At 50.4% G+C, this 16415-nt stretch carries 15 protein-coding genes; 10 read left to right on the top strand and 5 right to left on the bottom strand.

What is annotated here, in order from left to right; genetic code table 11:
* Positions 1-214: 214 nt before the first annotated feature.
* The 9 genes from IX31_RS06990 to modC all read left to right on the top strand — a co-directional run bounded on the left by IX31_RS06990 (position 215) and on the right by modC (position 10252).
* Positions 215-1324: a porin OmpC gene (locus tag IX31_RS06990; RefSeq protein WP_034456606.1), complete on the top strand. Its 1110-nt coding sequence runs from the start codon at positions 215-217 to the stop codon at positions 1322-1324.
* Positions 1325-1463: 139 nt separating this feature from the next.
* Positions 1464-2504: an FAD:protein FMN transferase ApbE gene (gene apbE / locus IX31_RS06985; RefSeq protein ID WP_034456602.1), complete on the top strand. Its 1041-nt coding sequence runs from the start codon at positions 1464-1466 to the stop codon at positions 2502-2504.
* An 82-nt stretch (positions 2505-2586) separates the two neighbouring features.
* Positions 2587-3657: a bifunctional DNA-binding transcriptional regulator/O6-methylguanine-DNA methyltransferase Ada gene (gene ada / locus IX31_RS06980; RefSeq protein ID WP_034456600.1), complete on the top strand. Its 1071-nt coding sequence runs from the start codon at positions 2587-2589 to the stop codon at positions 3655-3657.
* A complete protein-coding gene (gene alkB, locus IX31_RS06975) occupies positions 3657-4298 on the top strand; it encodes a DNA oxidative demethylase AlkB (RefSeq protein WP_034456597.1) in 642 nt (213 codons plus the stop codon). Before ada ends, alkB begins: the two co-directional genes overlap by 1 nt.
* An 83-nt stretch (positions 4299-4381) precedes the next feature.
* Positions 4382-6028: a multidrug ABC transporter permease/ATP-binding protein gene (locus IX31_RS06970; protein ID WP_034456595.1), complete on the top strand. Its 1647-nt coding sequence runs from the start codon at positions 4382-4384 to the stop codon at positions 6026-6028.
* 150 nt (positions 6029-6178) lie between these two features.
* Positions 6179-7606 carry a magnesium transporter gene (gene mgtE, locus IX31_RS06965; RefSeq protein ID WP_034456592.1) on the top strand — a complete coding sequence of 476 codons (1428 nt, stop codon included), beginning with the start codon at positions 6179-6181 and terminating at the stop codon, positions 7604-7606.
* Positions 7607-7728: 122 nt separating this feature from the next.
* Entirely contained in the window at positions 7729-8505 is a 777-nt protein-coding gene (gene modA / locus IX31_RS06960) for a molybdate ABC transporter substrate-binding protein (protein ID WP_034456589.1), read from the top strand.
* A complete protein-coding gene (gene modB, locus IX31_RS06955) occupies positions 8502-9194 on the top strand; it encodes a molybdate ABC transporter permease subunit (RefSeq protein WP_034456586.1) in 693 nt (230 codons plus the stop codon). Before modA ends, modB begins: the two co-directional genes overlap by 4 nt.
* Positions 9194-10252 (top strand): molybdenum ABC transporter ATP-binding protein ModC, encoded by a 1059-nt coding sequence (gene modC, locus IX31_RS06950; protein ID WP_034456583.1) that lies wholly within the window; start codon positions 9194-9196, stop codon positions 10250-10252. Before modB ends, modC begins: the two co-directional genes overlap by 1 nt.
* A 94-nt stretch (positions 10253-10346) precedes the next feature.
* Here the strand turns inward: modC and IX31_RS06945 are convergent, their stop codons facing one another.
* Complete coding sequence (locus IX31_RS06945) at positions 10347-11165, bottom strand: pyridoxal phosphatase (RefSeq protein ID WP_034456581.1); 819 nt, start codon at positions 11163-11165, stop codon at positions 10347-10349.
* Positions 11166-11356: 191 nt separating this feature from the next.
* Here IX31_RS06945 and pgl point away from each other — a divergent pair, with 191 nt between their 5' ends.
* Positions 11357-12355 carry a 6-phosphogluconolactonase gene (pgl, locus tag IX31_RS06940; protein WP_034456578.1) on the top strand — a complete coding sequence of 333 codons (999 nt, stop codon included), beginning with the start codon at positions 11357-11359 and terminating at the stop codon, positions 12353-12355.
* Positions 12356-12426: 71 nt separating this feature from the next.
* Here the strand turns inward: pgl and IX31_RS06935 are convergent, their stop codons facing one another.
* From IX31_RS06935 to bioA, 4 genes are all read right to left on the bottom strand, one after another.
* Positions 12427-13725 carry a putative acyl-CoA thioester hydrolase gene (locus tag IX31_RS06935; RefSeq protein WP_034456575.1) on the bottom strand — a complete coding sequence of 433 codons (1299 nt, stop codon included), beginning with the start codon at positions 13723-13725 and terminating at the stop codon, positions 12427-12429.
* Between the two features lie 111 nt (positions 13726-13836).
* Positions 13837-14313 (bottom strand): kinase inhibitor, encoded by a 477-nt coding sequence (locus IX31_RS06930; RefSeq protein ID WP_034456573.1) that lies wholly within the window; start codon positions 14311-14313, stop codon positions 13837-13839.
* A 15-nt stretch (positions 14314-14328) separates the two neighbouring features.
* The gene (locus tag IX31_RS06925) at positions 14329-15009 is read right to left on the bottom strand and encodes a type 1 glutamine amidotransferase domain-containing protein (protein WP_034456571.1); all 681 of its coding nucleotides are present in this window, start codon (positions 15007-15009) and stop codon (positions 14329-14331) included.
* A 70-nt stretch (positions 15010-15079) separates the two neighbouring features.
* Positions 15080-16369, bottom strand: a complete 1290-nt coding sequence (bioA, locus tag IX31_RS06920; protein ID WP_034456569.1) for an adenosylmethionine--8-amino-7-oxononanoate transaminase — start codon at positions 16367-16369, stop codon at positions 15080-15082.
* Between the last annotated feature and the right edge of the window lie 46 nt (positions 16370-16415).

The following is a 16415-nucleotide window of genomic DNA, read 5'->3' as shown; positions in this document are numbered from 1 at the left end:
TGCTTATATCGTTGTCTTTTTGTGCGTAAAAAAGTTCCATCATATTTACATTCTGAAACACCTATATAGACAAATGAAACATCTCTATGGTTTTAGTATCATATTCGGATTGGATTAATCTGTATTTGTTTTGGAGAATGGGTTAGCCGACTGATTAGTAAATTAATCAGTAAGCAGTGGCATATAAAAAGGCATATAACAGAGGGTTAATAACATGAAAGTTAAAGTACTGTCCCTCCTGGTTCCAGCATTGCTGGTAGCAGGCACCGCTCATGCGGCCGAAATTTATAACAAAGATGGCAACAAATTAGATCTGTACGGTAAAGTAGATGGCTTACATTACTTTTCTGACAATGATGGTCAAAATGGTGACCAGTCATACGTTCGTATCGGTTTCAAAGGCGAAACTCAGATTAATGACCAACTGACCGGTTACGGCCAGTGGGAATACAACGTTCAGGCTAACAACACTGAAGGTAGCAGCGATCAGGCGTGGACTCGTGTCGGTTTCGCAGGTATTCGTGTTGCTGACTATGGTTCGTTCGACTATGGTCGTAACTACGGCGTTGTATACGACGTAACTTCATGGACCGACGTTTTGCCAGAATTTGGCGGCGACACTTATGGTTCTGATAACTTCCTGCAATCCCGTGCAAACGGCGTTGCAACTTACCGTAACACCGATTTCTTCGGTCTGGTTGACGGCCTGAACTTTGCTCTGCAGTATCAGGGTAAAAACGGCAGCGTTTCCGGAGAAGGCTCTACAGCTAACGGCCGTGGCGCTCTGAAACAAAATGGCGACGGCGTAGGCGGTTCCCTGACTTATGATCTGGGCGAAGGGTTCAGCATTGGTTCAGCGATTTCTAGCTCCAAGCGTACAACTGACCAGAACAGCGATGCATACCTGGGTGACGGCGATCGTGCTGAAACTTACAGCGGCGGCATGAAATATGACGCTAACAACATCTATCTGGCAGCTCAGTACACCCAAACCTATAACGCGACTCGTTTCGGTGGCGGTGACTCACTGGTTTCTGGCTTTGCAAACAAAGCACAGAACTTCGAAGTTGTAGCTCAGTACCAGTTCGACTTCGGTCTGCGTCCATCTGTTGCTTACCTGCAGTCTAAAGGTAAAGACATTGAAGGTTACGGCGACCAGGATCTGGTTAAATACGTTGATGTTGGCGCGACTTACTACTTCAACAAAAACATGTCCACCTATGTTGATTACAAAATCAACCTGCTGGACGACAACAACTTCACTCGTGATGCCGGCGTTAATACTGACGATATCGTAGGTGTTGGTCTGGTTTACCAGTTCTAATTCCTGCTTTCGCAGTGTTCGTTGTAAAAGGCGCCTCAGGGCGCCTTTTTTACGTCTGGACTCTCAACAATCCTTCACTTTTAATCCAATTCTTTGCCACTTGGTGTACCCTTTTGCGCTCAAACTGGAGAGAGAAACAATGGACTTACGATTATTACGCTATGGCCTGTTTGCCATAGTTTTGGGTGCTTTGGCAGGCTGTGATAACCCAGCAACAAAAGTTAATACAGGCATGGTGCTGGAAGGTAAAACCATGGGGACATACTGGCGTGCAAGTCTCGCAGGTGTGGACAATGCGAGACAGGCTGAGCTGCGGGAAAAAATTCAGGCACAGCTAGATGGTGACGATCGTCTGCTATCGACCTATAAAAAAGATTCTGCTTTATCGCGCTTTAACCAGTCTTCTTCGACGGAACCTTATCCCGTCGCTGAAGCAATGAGCGATATTGTGACCATGGCTTTGCGCATTGGTGCGAAGACGGATGGCGCGATGGATATTACCGTCGGCCCGCTGGTGAATCTATGGGGATTTGGCCCAGATAAACAACCGATAAAAACGCCTAACCAGGCGCAAATTGATGCTGCGAAAGCGCTGACCGGTTTGCATCATCTCACTGTGATAAACCAGGCCGGGAAACAGTGGTTACAGAAAGATCTTGTAGGTTTGTATGTTGATCTTTCCACGATGGGTGAGGGTTATGCTGCCGATCATCTGGCGCGTTTAATGGAACAAAATGGTATCAGCCGTTATTTGGTTTCCGTTGGTGGCGCGGTGGTTACTCGGGGTACTAATCCTGATGATAAGGCCTGGAGAGTGGCGATTCAGAAGCCTACCGATCGTGAAAATGCGGTACAGGCGGTGGTTGATCTCAATGGACACGGGATCAGCACCTCAGGTAGCTATCGCAATTATTACGAACTGGATGGCAAGCGTTTGTCCCATGTGATTGACCCACAAACAGGTCAACCGATTCAGCATAAATTAGTTTCCGCGACGGTGATTTCGCCAACGGCAATGGAAGCAGACGGTTGGGATACGGGTTTGATGGTACTTGGAACTGAAAAAGCCAAACAGGTGGCAGAAAAAGAGGGGCTGGCGGTTTATTTAATAACCAAAGAGGGCGATAGTTTTACAACCTGGATGTCGCCTCAGTTTAAAACCTTCTTACTTAGCGAGTAAAATTAGAAAGCAAGATTGCGGGTTTCTCTGCGTCCTTAAACTGTCAAAGTCATACCATGACAGCAAAATACAGGAGCCAGTCATGAATCATTTTTTTGATAAAGCCAACGATGAAAGCCGCTGGCAGGCTGTGGAAACCCGTGATTGTCGCGCTGATGGGCAGTTTGTCTTTGCGGTGAAAACCACCGGCATCTGCTGCCATCCTTCTTGCAGCGCGCGCCATCCGTTACGTAAAAATGTGCTGTTCTTTGAAAGTGTTGACGCCGCCGTTGATGCCGGTTTTCGTCCGTGCAAACGTTGCCAGCCAGACAAACTAGCGCCTGCACAACAACGTATTGCCCGCATCACCCAGGCTTGTAGAATCCTTGAAGCCAGCAACGAGTCAATTGTCCTTGCCGACTTAGCTTCGCAAGTGGCAATGAGCCCGTTCCATTTTCATCGTCTGTTTAAACAAGTCACTGGGCTAACGCCCCATGCGTGGCAAAAGGCGTTGCGCGCAAAACGCTTACGTGAGCAACTGGCCCAGGGGGAGCCTGTCACACGGGCTGTTTTCGACGCCGGTTTTCAGTCAGGAAGCAACTATTACCAGCAGGCTGATAAAGTCCTGGGGATGACGGCGAAACAATACCGTCAGGGTGGGGAGCGCACCGTGATTCAATTTGTGGTGGGGTCCTGTCGTTTGGGGGCGTTTCTGGTTGCACAGAGTGAGCGAGGTATTTGCGCCATACTGTTAGGTAACGAGGACAAAACGCTGATTGCTGAACTGGAAACGCTGTTCCCGCACTCTGCGTTAATGGCCGGTGATGAACTATTTGCGCAAAATGTCGTGCAGGTGGTGAGTTTGCTGGAACGTCCGGGCCAGCAGTTTAATTTGCCTTTGGATATTCAGGGCACCGCATTTCAGCAGCAAGTCTGGCAGGCGTTGCGTGACATTCCAGCCGGGCAGACTGCGAGCTATCGCGACATTGCCGAACGCATCGGCAAGCCGCATGCCGTACGTGCAGTGGCCGGAGCATGCGCAGCAAACAAACTGGCGGTCATTATTCCATGCCACCGTGTTGTGCGTAATGACGGTGCGCTTTCTGGTTACCGTTGGGGTGTTGAACGTAAACGCCAGCTTCTTAACATCGAAGCTGAACAGCAGGGGGAGTGATGCTCGATTTATTTGCCGATGAAGCACCGTGGCTAGAACCACTGGCAGATGGCGGAGTTATTTTGCGCCGCTTTGCCTGCGCTGATGCACGGCTGCTTATTGCGCAAATTGAGGCGGTGGCTGCACTTTCTCCATTTCGCCAGATGGTCACGCCAGGCGGCTACACGATGTCGGTGGCGATGACCAACTGTGGCGAAGTTGGCTGGACCACTAACACTCACGGCTACCTCTATTCCCCGATTGACCCGCTGACGTCACAACACTGGCCTGCGATACCGACGGTTTTTCGCCAGTTATCCGATGCCGCCTCAAAGGCTGCCGGTTATCCTGACTTTAATCCCGATGCCTGCCTGATTAACCGCTACGCGCCGGGAGCTAAGCTTTCACTCCATCAGGACAAAGATGAGCTAAATCTGCAACAGCCCATTGTTTCGGTGTCGCTTGGGCTACCGGCCGTGTTTCAATTTGGTGGGCTCAAGCGTAATGACCCGCTGAAAAGAGTGATGCTTGAACATGGTGATGTCGTGGTTTGGGGCGGACCATCAAGGCTGTTTTATCATGGTATTTTACCGCTTAAACCGGGCCATCATCCTGCTACTGACGAGTTTCGCTACAATCTCACTTTCCGCCACACCCGTTAACACGAATATAAATAAGAATTATTCTTGCTGTACAGTCATTGCCGTTTAAACTGCTCGCTGTTTTCGATTTTGGGTAGTGATTGATGGAACTTTTGCGTGTGGTTTACCGGCAGTATCGCTGGCCTTTTTTGACAGTAATGGCATTAAGCCTGCTTAGCGCGGCGTTAGGTATCGGATTAATTGCCTTTATTAATTTGCGGCTGATAGAAACGCCCGATATCTCCCTTTCGGTACTACCCGAATTTCTTGGCCTGTTACTGCTGTTAATGGCGGTGACATTAGGCTCACAGCTTGCGCTGACCACACTTGGCCACCATTTTGTGTTCCGTCTGCGCAGTGAATTTATTAAGCGTCTGATGGATACGCACGTTGAACGGGTTGAACAACTGGGCAATGCGGCACTGCTGGCGGGGTTAACCAGTGATGTGCGCAACATTACCATTGCCTTTGTGCGTCTGCCGGAACTGGTGCAGGGGATTATTCTGACCTTTGGTTCAGCGGCGTATCTGGCGTGGTTATCGCCAAAAATGCTGGGTGTCACGGCGATTTGGGTCGCGGTAACCATCTACGGCGGTTATGTGCTGGTGGCGCGGGTTTACAAGCACCTGGCGCAGTTGCGTGAAATTGAAGATCAGCTTTACAACGATTACCAGACTGTGATTGAAGGGCGTAAAGAGCTGGCGTTAAACCGTGAACGTGCCGAACGTGTCTTTGAGGATACCTATATCCCCCACGCTAACGATTACCGCAGTCATATCATTCGTGCAGATACCTTCCACCTGAGTGCGGTGAACTGGTCGAACATTATGATGCTTGGCGTAATAGGGCTAGTGTTCTGGATGGCGAACAGCCTCGGTTGGTCTGATACCAATGTCGCCGCCACGTTTTCTTTGACGCTGCTATTTTTACGTACCCCTATGCTTTCGGCGGTTGGTGCGTTGCCGACATTGCTGACCGCTCAGGTGGCATTCAACAAATTGAATAAATTCCAGCTCGCGCCATACGATGCTGCATTCCCGCGAAGCCTTGAACCTGTCCACTGGCAAACCCTCGAAATGCGCGATGTGGTGTTCCAGTACGGTGACAACAGCTTCTCCGTGGGGCCGCTGAATCTCAAAATTGAACGTGGCGAATTACTGTTCCTCATTGGCGGCAACGGTAGCGGAAAATCGACCCTGGCGATGTTGCTGACCGGGCTTTATCAGCCAGTATCCGGCGCCATTTATCTGGATGGTAAAAAGATTGATGCCAGTAATCAGGACGATTATCGCAAGTTGTTTTCTGCGGTGTTTACCGATGTATGGTTGTTTGACCGCTTGCTCGGACCACAGGGTGAGCAGGCTAACCCAGAGTTGGTTGCTCAATGGCTTGAACGTCTGAAAATGAGCAACAAGCTGGAGCTGGAAAACGGCACTATTCTCAATTTGAAACTGTCGAAAGGACAGAAAAAACGCGTGGCCTTACTGCTGGCGTTAGCGGAAGAGCGCGACATTATCTTGTTAGATGAATGGGCCGCAGACCAGGACCCGCATTTCCGCCGCGAGTTTTATCAGACCTTGTTGCCGCTAATGCAGCAAATGGGCAAAACCATTTTCGCCATCAGCCATGACGATCACTATTTTGTTCATGCTGACCGGTTGCTTGAAATGCGACAGGGCCAGTTGAGTGAGTTGACAGGGCATGAGCGCGAACATGCTTCACGAGATGCGGTCGCCAGAACCGGTCACTAATTTTCTTCGTAGGTCGGGCAAGCGCAGCGCCCCCGACATCTTCGACGGCAAGGGTGGATGACGCTAGCTGCTTATCCACCCTACAAAATCTGGTTATATGTGCCTCGACAGGCTATAACTTAGCTCGTCGTTCTCAGGGAATATTGCCAGATGTCTGTCACTCCAAAGTACAGCACAAAACAACGTGCGCAAGACCGAGCCCGCATCCTCCAGATTCTATTAACCAATAAAGCCGTTGCCACAGGCATTCTGGGTAGGTTGCCGCAACCCGACGCCCATACTCCCGAGCAGGATATTTCGGAGATAGCCACGCTGGTGGCAAGACTCCCCGCAGCCGATCTTGCTGATGTATTGGAAGCTCTGCCCACGGAAGAACGCCATGCGTTATGGCGTCTGATCAAAGATGATCAGCGCGGCAAGATATTAATTGAAGCCTCGGAAACCGTCTGGGATGACCTGATTGAAGGGATGAGCGATAAAGCGCTGCTTAATATCATTCGTCCGCTGGATATAGACGACCAGATTTACCTTGCGCAATATCTGCCGCGTGACTTGATGGGGCGTTTGCTGGCAACCATGCCACAGGAACAACGCGCCCGTGTCAGGCAAGTGCTGCGCTACGAAAAGCACAGTGTTGGTGCGATTATGGATTTCGAAGTTATCACCGTGCGGGCGGATGTGACGCTTGCGGTGGTACAGCGATTCCTACGTTTACGTGGCAAAGTGCCGCAAAACACAGATAAAGTTTTTGTCACCACGCGGGATAAAACGCTGCTTGGTGAGCTGGGGTTAACCACCATCTTACTGCATGCTCCGCAGACGCTGGTCATGAGCGTAATGGACGACAACCCAACCTGTTTTGCTCCGGAAGACAACGACGAAGTTGCCGCGCGCACATTTGAACGCGATGACTTAGTTAGTGCGGCGGTTATTGATAGCAGCGGCAAACTCATTGGCCGCCTGACGATTGATGAGATCGTTGATGTGGTTTACGAAGAAACCGACAACGATTTGCGCCGTATGGGTGGCTTGAGCGCAGAAGAAGATGTGTTCGCTCCGGTTAGTAAAGCGGTTAAAGCGCGCTGGGCGTGGCTGGCAATAAATTTGTGTACCGCGTTTATCGCCTCACGCGTTATCGGTCTGTTTGAACACACCATTTCTCAGCTGGTTGCACTGGCTTCTTTGATGCCGATAGTTGCAGGTATCGGCGGTAATACCGGTAACCAAACCATTACCATGATTGTGCGGGCGCTGGCGCTGCAACATATCCAGCCGGGAAACTTCTCCTTTTTGGTATTGCGTGAACTGGGCGTGGCCTTGTTTAACGGAATTATCTGGGGCGGTGTCATGGGCTGCGTCACCTGGCTGCTCTACGACGACCTCGCGTTGGGCGGTGTGATGACACTTGCGATGGTTCTTAATCTTCTGGTTGCATCACTAATGGGCGTGCTGATCCCGATGATCATGATGCGTTTGGGAAAAGACCCTGCAGTTGGCTCGAGCGTACTGATTACCGCTATCACCGACACGGGTGGTTTCTTTATTTTTCTTGGGCTTGCGACAATCTTTTTGCTGTAGGAATGACCGCGCTGAAAAGTACAATGAGGAAATTATCCGAACTTACCACTTTTAAGTTCTGTAATTTACCCCTTAGCATCGTTATATTATGTAATACATAACGAAATGCAATGGAGATAAATATGTCTAAGCAGTGGATCCGTCTGGCATTAGGTGCGGCGTTGAGCGTCACAATATCCGCGCAGGCATTCGCCGATAACAGCAAAGTTACCGTTTTCGCAGCAGCATCCTTAACTAATGCGATGCAGGATATTGCGACGCAGTATCAGAAAGGTAAGACCGTCGAAATCGCATCGTCTTTCGCTTCATCTTCAACGCTTGCCCGCCAGATTGAAGCTGGTGCTCCTGCTGATTTATTCATTTCTGCTGACCAGAAATGGATGGATTACGCGGTAAGCAAAGATGCTATCAAAACTGATACCCGTGAAACGTTGCTTGGCAATAGCCTTGTGGTCGTAGCACCGAAAGCCAGTAAAATTGGTGATGTGACCATCAACGCAAAAACCGATTGGGCCTCATTACTGAAAGGTGGCCGTCTTGCAGTAGGCGATCCTGACCATGTTCCTGCTGGCATTTACGCTAAAGAAGCACTGCAAAAATTAGGTGCGTGGGATACGCTATCACCGAAATTGGCTCCGGCAGAAGACGTGCGTGGCGCACTGGCGCTGGTTGAACGTGATGAAGCACCACTGGGTATCGTTTACGGCTCTGACGCCGTTGCCAGCAAAGGCGTGAAAGTAGTGGGTACTTTCCCTGAAGATTCACACAAGAAAGTGGAATACCCAATTGCTATCGTGAAAGGCCACGACAACCCAACAGTTAGCGCGTTTTACACATATCTGAAAGGACCGGAAGCAGCCGCTATCTTCCAACGTTACGGATTTACGACAATCAAATGATATTGACCGATCCCGAATTGCAGGCGGTTCTGCTGAGCCTGAAAGTTTCCACTCTTGCGGTGCTATTTAGTCTTCCTTTTGGGATCTTCTTTGCCTGGGTACTGGTGCGATGCCGGTTCCCGGGTAAAGCCTTACTCGACAGTATTATCCATCTTCCATTAGTGCTTCCCCCCGTAGTCGTTGGTTATTTATTGCTGATTGCGATGGGTAGACGTGGCGTGATTGGTGCGTGGATATATGATGTTTTCGGGATAACTTTTGCCTTCAGCTGGCGCGGGGCGGTGCTCGCCGCGGCGGTGATGTCCTTCCCACTGATGGTGCGAGCAATTCGCCTTGCGCTCGAAGGTGTGGATATGAAACTCGAACAGGCTGCGCGCACATTAGGTGCCGGGCGCTGGCGAGTGTTTTGTACCATCACGCTTCCTCTGACGTTACCCGGCATTATTGCCGGAACGGTGCTGGCATTTGCCCGTTCACTCGGTGAATTCGGCGCCACAATTACCTTCGTTTCCAATATTCCGGGTGAAACTCGTACTATTCCTTCGGCAATGTATACCCTGATTCAAACGCCAGGTGGCGAAAGTGCAGCCGCGCGATTGTGCGTGATTTCTATCGTACTGGCACTGGTGTCTTTGCTGGTGGCTGAATGGTTAGCGCGCCAGAGCCGTAAACGGATAGGGGCACTGTAATGCTGGAGCTAAATTTTGTTCAGACGTTGGGTGATCATCGTCTGGCGATCAACGAAACCTTGCCAGGGCAGGGGATTACTGCGGTATTTGGCGTTTCAGGTGCAGGAAAGACTTCGCTGATTAACGCGATAAGCGGCCTGACGCATCCGCAGCAAGGGCGAATTGTACTGAATGATCGCGTATTAAGTGATGCTGAAAACAAGCGTTTCCTGGCGCCTGAAAAACGCCGCATTGGTTATGTATTTCAGGATGCGCGTTTGTTCCCGCACTACCGTGTACGTGGAAATCTGAAATACGGTATGCCAAGAAGTGCCGCCGGGCAGTTTGATAAATTAGTCGCTTTACTGGGTATTGAACCTTTACTGGAACGCTTCCCCTGGAGTTTGTCAGGTGGTGAAAAACAGCGTGTAGCAATTGGCCGCGCTCTGTTGACGTCTCCTGAACTGTTACTGTTAGATGAGCCGTTAGCCTCGCTGGATATCCCGCGTAAGCGCGAATTGCTGCCGTATCTGCAACGCCTGGCGCGTGAAATTAACATTCCGATGCTATATGTCAGCCACTCGCTGGAAGAGATCCTGCATCTGGCGGATAAAGTGCTGGTGCTCGATGGCGGCGAAGTGAAAGCGTTTGGCAATCTGGAGGAGGTATGGGGGAGCAGCGTTATGCACCCATGGCTGCCAAAAGAGCAGCAAAGTAGCGTGCTGAAAGTGACGGTGCTGGAACATCATCCACATTACGCTATGACGGCACTGGCGCTCGGCGATCAGCATTTATGGGTGAATAAACTGGAAAGCCCACTGCAGTCATCATTGCGCATTCGCATTCAGGCGTCAGACGTTTCATTGATTCTCCAGCCGCCGGTAAACAGCAGTATTCGTAACGTGTTGCGTGCCAGGGTTGCTCAGTGCTACGACGATGAAGGGCAGGTTGAAGTGCAGTTGGAAGTGGGTTCAAGAACACTTTGGGCGCGAATTAGCCCGTGGGCGCGGGATGAGTTAATGATAAAACCGGGTCAATGGCTATACGCGCAAATTAAGAGTGTTTCGATAACCGCGTAAAAAATTAGGTCGGATGTCGCTAACGCTAATCCGACCTACGAGCCGGGTTTTGTAGGGGGATAAGCGGTTAGCGCCATCCACCGTTTTCTGACGGCTACAGCAAATACTTATAAATCGTCTCGGCAATGCCTGTCTCCAGGTTAGTGCCGATCACCAAATCTGCGCGTGCTTTAATTGCGTCATCGGCGTTACCCATTGCAACACCCAGGCCTGCGCTTTCCAGCATGCTCAGGTCGTTAAAGTTATCGCCAAATGCCATCACCTGATTCATTGATAAACCTTGTGATTCAACCCACTTCTCCAGGCGATTACCTTTACTGTTGCCGCTTTGTGCCACATCGACCTGATCATGCCATGACCACTCGCACGTCAGGCCAAGCTGCTGCTCAACGACTTGAGTAAAGTTTTGCAGTTTCACCGTGTCTTCATCGGTAAGGGCAAATTTCCAGATTGCATCAACGTCGTAGGCCGCTTCGCGCAGTGAATTAACATGGCGGAAAACAGGACGCTGCGATTCAGGTAACGATTTCGCCCAGTTTTCGGCACGCAAAACGTGGCCGGTAGGCTCTTGATACAACATGGCGTCATCAACATACATCAGCCCATGAACGTTGTGGGTATCCAGTAAGTCAATTAACTGATTTGCTTGCTGAGGTTGTAATGGATCGGACTCAAGCACCTTTTTCGCATGATAATCATACAAATAAGTGCCATTACAGCAAATTGCAGGTGTATCCAGGGTCAGTGCCTGATAAAAAGGATGGATGGCAACGTGATGACGACCCGTCACGATGACAACTTTGAAGCCTGCGTCACGTGCGCGTTGTAAAGCTGTCAGTGATTCAGGAAGAATGGTTTTTTGCGGTGTCAGCAATGTGCCGTCAAGATCAAGGGCGATTACGCGATAAGTCATTTAGGGTTCCAGTCAAATTCAGAATCATAAGGCCTGTGCCGATGTTACACCCAAGATACTTCGAGATGCAGGAAGGCAGCAAGTGAAGGAATCCCGATGAGCTTACTCAAGTAAGTGATTTGGGTGACTGAACGTAGACAACGCACTACCCTTATGATTATTACTCAAGACGTTGGGAGGAGAGAGATTTCATGAAACAAACAGTCTATACCGCCAGCCCGGAAAGCCAGCAAATTCACGTCTGGCAGCTTAACCCAGGTGGTGAGCTTACGCTTGTGCAGGTCGTTGATGTACCAGGCCAGGTTCAGCCAATGGTTATCAGCCCTGACAAACGTTACCTGTATGTGGGTGTGCGCCCTGAGTTTCGCGTTATCGCCTATCGTATTACACCAGATGATGGCTCACTCACCGAGGCGGGTGTCACGGCAATCCCTGGCAGCCCAACGCACATTTCTACCGACCATCAGGGCCGTTTCCTGTTCAGCGCTTCTTATAATTCAGGCAGCGTAAGCGTTGTTAGTCTTGCCAACGATGGCCTGCCAGGTGAAGTTGTTGATGTGATAGAAGAGCTGGAAGGTTGCCACTCAGCCAATATCACCCCGGACAACCGCACACTTTGGGTTCCGGCACTGAAACAAGATCGCATTTGCCAGTTTACTTTGTCTGACGATGGCCATCTGGTTGCGCAGACTCCGGCAGAGGTGACCACCGTGGAAGGCGCTGGCCCGCGTCACATGGCGTTCCATCCAAATCAAAATTACGCATACTGTGTCAATGAGCTTAATGGTTCTGTTGATGTCTGGGAGCTGAAAAACGCCAACGGCAAAATTGAATGTGTGCAGACGCTCGATATGATGCCACCGGGCTTCTCCGATACCCGCTGGGGCGCAGATATTCACATTACACCTGATGGTCGTCATCTCTACACCTGTGACCGTACTGCCAGCATCATCACGGTATTTAGCGTCTCAGAAGATGGTAGCGTGATTGCAGTGGAAGGCTATCAGCCGACTGAAACGCAACCGCGTGGCTTCAATATTGACCACAGCGGTAAATACCTGATTGCGGCAGGCCAGAAATCGCATCACATCGCGGTTTATCAAATTACTGGTGAACAAGGTTTACTGGAAGAGAAAGGCCGTTATGCAGTCGGCCAGGGGCCGATGTGGGTGGTCGTAAACGCACACTAATCATTTGATGATTAGGCATAAAAAAAACCTCGCGATGGCGAGGTTTTTTATATCAGGCAAAACGATTAATTTTACTCAGCAACCACTGTGCTACCCACGCCACGGTTGTTGAACTCCCATAGACGGTTAGCATTCGCATCATTCAAATCGCGTTGGATTTCGCCTTTCTCGCCTTTAGTACCGATATTGCCGGTAAACGGACGCTTAGAACCAGCGGCATCACCCCAAGGTTTTGCACTGTTAAAACCTTCGTTAATCACGCTGTCACGGATAACAACCTGGCCGTTAGATGTCTGGCCTGCGGTATAACCATTTTCACTTGCTTCAACATCCCAGGCGCGACCCAGTTGGGCGACGTTATCGCCAGCTGCAGTGAAGCGGCTATTGATGGCAAGGAAACCGTAATAAATATTCGGCAGTGTAGCTGGCGCAAATACGGTGCCTTCTTTTGTGCGGCTGTTAACCAGGCGGAAGTCGGTATTTTCGAACACCACGGCACCACGACCTGCAACCACATCCACATCACCTTCAATGTAGCTGTTAGTCACTAACGTACGTGTCTGGCGGTCATTTAACAGGCGATTTTGTACATCGCTGTTAGTAACGAAGAAGGTGTTCTGGCGGCCCAGCAGGTGAACATTGTTCAGCTGTACTTTATCGCCATCAGTACGCAGTGCTACAGCCTGATGATTACCGGCATCTACGCTGTCACCTAAAGTGTTAGCGATAGTCAGGTTTTGCATCTGCAAGCCGCTGTTCTGAGACCAGACAGCAGCAGAACACATAATACCTACAGTGGCAGTACGCTTATTCTGGCAGCTATCAAACATGTACCAGGCGGGTTTACCTGGCATATATTTACCACCTGGGTTAACGGCACGACGCCAGGTATTCGCATCGATTTCAGAATCCAGTGGCATAGTGATTTTCACATCACTTGCATTATCCGTGGTGCCGTACAGCGTTACGCTGCCAGAAGCAGCCGGAATATAAACGGTGCCAACATATTCACCTGGCTCAATAGCGATGTATTGGCGGGTGTTGCTATGTTTCATGATGGCTGCATCAACGGCAGCCTGGACAGACGTATGGGTCACACCTGCGCCACCGGCAGCACCAACAACAAAGTCAGGTTGCTGCGGAATACGAATAGATGACGGCGCCCAAGGGGCTTCGTTTTTATTTTTGGATGAGAAGTAACGTGCCTGAACAAAGTTCTGGGCTTCATCGGACGATAAAACTGGACGAGATTGGGTGCCTGGTGCCACTTGCGTGGACGGTTTATCTTCTGGCGGTGTTGAACTACAAGCCGATAGCGCTACAGCAAAAGCGAGCACAGCTGCCCGACGAGAAACAGAGAAAGTGTTCAAGGGTTGCTCCTTGCAGTGCAAATTTAAAAGGGGATCTGAAAGCCTGCTTTTTTATACTAAGTTGAGCGAAACGGGAAGCCGATTGTGCAAATCGGCTTCAGAAAGATGGGATTAATTGAACATAGCGGTAATAGAGGCGCTGCCTAATGAATGGAAATGGACGTTGTAACCCACCATTGCGCCGGATGCACTCTCCGCTACATCTAGTTTTTCAACATCAAGCGCATGAACCGTGAAAATATAGCGGTGTACTTCACCTTTCGGTGGTGCTGCACCACCATAGCCCGGTTTGCCAAAGTCGGTGAATGTCTCCATGGCCGGTTCTGGCAGTTCAGCCAGGCCTGAACCTGCACCTTGTGGCAGAACGCGCGTATCGGCTGGTAGATTGATTACGACCCAATGCCACCAACCTGAACCGGACGGTGCGTCAGGATCGTAACTGGTCACGACAAAGCTTTTGGTTCCTGTAGGAACATCATCCCACGCCAAATGCGGCGAAATATTATCGCCATCGTAACCCATACCATTAAGTACCTGACGCCATGGGAGTTTACCCCCATCTTTGAAATCCTGACTGACCAGTTTCATCTCAGCTCCTTGCGCTTAAATATTCAGCAATTTTAGTAACTCTTCGGCAGCAACTGTCGAAGAGGCTGGATTTTGCCCGGTAACTAAATGCCCGTCGACTACTGCGTACTCGCCCCAGTCGTCGGTGCGCTCAAATAAGCCACCTGCTTTTTTCAGCTCATCTTCTACCAGGAAGGGCACTATTGCGGTTAAACCTACACCCTCTTCTTCACTATTGGTAAATCCGGTTACCCGTTTGCCTTTGACCAACGGTGAGCCGTCGGGTTTTGTCACTTTGCGCAACACTCCGGGGGCATGGCACACCGCCGCAACGGGTTTGCCTGCGGCCCAAAATTGCTCAATCAATTTAATGGAATGTGGATCTTCCGCGAGATCCCATAATGGCCCGTGACCGCCAGGATAAAACACTGCGTCATAATCATCGGCATGGATGTTTTCAAGTTTTTCGGTGTTGGCTAACAGTTTTTGTGCGGCGCTGTCGCTGCGAAAACGGCGCGTGTCATCGGTTTGTGCATCCGGTTCATCACTTTTGGGATCAAGCGGAGGTTGCCCGCCTTTTGGTGAAGCGAGAGTGATTTTCAACCCGGCATCGTGAAAGACATAATACGGCGCGGCAAACTCCTCAAGCCAAAAGCCTGTGGGTTTGCCGGTGTTGCCGAGCTGATTGTGCGAGGTTAAAACCATGAGGATTTTCATCTGAATCTCCCTGTTGGGGACGTGAAAAGATCCTCGAAGTGTAGTGCATACCGGAAAGGCTTGCTGATGCTCAGCTTCTGAAAAATGTCGGATTTTGCACCGCACACGCCACAGCTTGAATCAATTTACCCAGTTGTTCAGGGCTAATAACGTATGGCGGCATCAGGTAAATCAGGCGTCCAAACGGACGAATCCAGACACCTTGTTCAACAAAGAATGCCTGAAGGGCTGCCATATCTACCGGTAGATGAGTTTCTACCACGCCAATGGCGCCGAGCACGCGTACATCCGCCACTTGCTCACAGTCGCGTAAAGGCTCCAGCCCTTCCTGCAACTGCCCCTCAAGAGCTTTGACCTGCTGCTGCCAGTGGCCTTCCTCCAGCAACGCAAGGCTTTCGGTGGCAACAGCACAGGCTAGTGGGTTGCCCATAAACGTCGGCCCATGCATAAAGCATCCGGCCTCGCCGTCGCTAATGGTTTCTGCCACCAGGCGGGTGGTGAGCGTTGCGGAAAGAGTCATAGTGCCGCCCGTCAGCGCTTTGCCAAGGCACATAATATCCGGTGAAATTCCCGCGTGTTCACAGGCAAACAGCTTACCCGTACGGCCAAAGCCGGTCGCAATCTCATCGGCAATCAGCAAAATCCCTTCGCGGTCGCACATGCGGCGAATGCGCTTTAGCCATTCCGGGTGATAGAACCGCATACCGCCAGCCCCCTGAACAATCGGCTCAAGGATAACTGCTGCAATTTCCTGGCGATGAGCGGCCATTAAACGTGCGAATGGCACGATGTCCATCTCATCCCATTCATCGTCAAAACGGCAATTTGGCGCGGGAGCAAACAGGTGCTCAGGCAGGTAACCTTGCCACAGGCTATGCATCGAATTATCCGGATCGCACACCGACATCGCACCAAACGTATCGCCGTGATAACCGTGGCGGAAAGTGAGGAAGCGCTGGCGAGGTTCGCCTTTAGCGTGCCAGTACTGCAATGCCATTTTCATTGCGACTTCAACGGCAACAGAACCTGAGTCTGCAAGAAATACGCATTCGAGATTTTCTGGCGTCATGGCGACCAGTTTACGACATAGCGCCACTGCTGGTGGATGGGTGATACCACCAAACATGACGTGCGACATCTGGTCAATCTGGTCTTTCATTGCCTGATTTAAGCGTGGGTGATTGTAGCCATGAATTGCCGCCCACCAGGACGACATCCCGTCAACAAGGGCTTTACCATCAGCAAGTTGTAGTTCGCAGCCTGTTGCCGCCACAACCGGATAAACCGGTAGTGGTTTAGTCATGGAGGTGTAAGGGTGCCAGATATGTTGCTGGTCGAACGCTAAATCAGCAGGGGTCATAGGGTGACTTGTAAACCATTTGAAAAAGATTTAGGTTTACAAGTAT

The sequence above is a fragment of the Buttiauxella noackiae genome, from assembly GCF_000737905.1.
In the GTDB taxonomy this organism is placed as follows: Bacteria; Pseudomonadota; Gammaproteobacteria; order Enterobacterales; family Enterobacteriaceae; genus Buttiauxella; species Buttiauxella noackiae.
Note: the sequence above shows the minus strand (reverse complement) of the source record. Positions and strands in the feature narration are given on the sequence as shown.

Excerpts from the sequence above, each read along its gene's own strand:
- IX31_RS06990 (WP_034456606.1), top strand. The coding sequence starts at position 215 with ATGAAAGTTAAAGTACTGTCCCTCCTGGTTCCAGCATTGCTGGTAGCA.
- apbE (WP_034456602.1), top strand. The coding sequence starts at position 1,464 with ATGGACTTACGATTATTACGCTATGGCCTGTTTGCCATAGTTTTGGGT.
- ada (WP_034456600.1), top strand. The coding sequence starts at position 2,587 with ATGAATCATTTTTTTGATAAAGCCAACGATGAAAGCCGCTGGCAGGCT.
- alkB (WP_034456597.1), top strand. The coding sequence starts at position 3,657 with ATGCTCGATTTATTTGCCGATGAAGCACCGTGGCTAGAACCACTGGCA.
- IX31_RS06970 (WP_034456595.1), top strand. The coding sequence starts at position 4,382 with ATGGAACTTTTGCGTGTGGTTTACCGGCAGTATCGCTGGCCTTTTTTG.
- mgtE (WP_034456592.1), top strand. The coding sequence starts at position 6,179 with ATGTCTGTCACTCCAAAGTACAGCACAAAACAACGTGCGCAAGACCGA.
- modA (WP_034456589.1), top strand. The coding sequence starts at position 7,729 with ATGTCTAAGCAGTGGATCCGTCTGGCATTAGGTGCGGCGTTGAGCGTC.
- modB (WP_034456586.1), top strand. The coding sequence starts at position 8,502 with ATGATATTGACCGATCCCGAATTGCAGGCGGTTCTGCTGAGCCTGAAA.
- modC (WP_034456583.1), top strand. The coding sequence starts at position 9,194 with ATGCTGGAGCTAAATTTTGTTCAGACGTTGGGTGATCATCGTCTGGCG.
- IX31_RS06945 (WP_034456581.1), bottom strand. The coding sequence starts at position 11,165 with ATGACTTATCGCGTAATCGCCCTTGATCTTGACGGCACATTGCTGACA.
- pgl (WP_034456578.1), top strand. The coding sequence starts at position 11,357 with ATGAAACAAACAGTCTATACCGCCAGCCCGGAAAGCCAGCAAATTCAC.
- IX31_RS06930 (WP_034456573.1), bottom strand. The coding sequence starts at position 14,313 with ATGAAACTGGTCAGTCAGGATTTCAAAGATGGGGGTAAACTCCCATGG.
- IX31_RS06925 (WP_034456571.1), bottom strand. The coding sequence starts at position 15,009 with ATGAAAATCCTCATGGTTTTAACCTCGCACAATCAGCTCGGCAACACC.
- bioA (WP_034456569.1), bottom strand. The coding sequence starts at position 16,369 with ATGACCCCTGCTGATTTAGCGTTCGACCAGCAACATATCTGGCACCCT.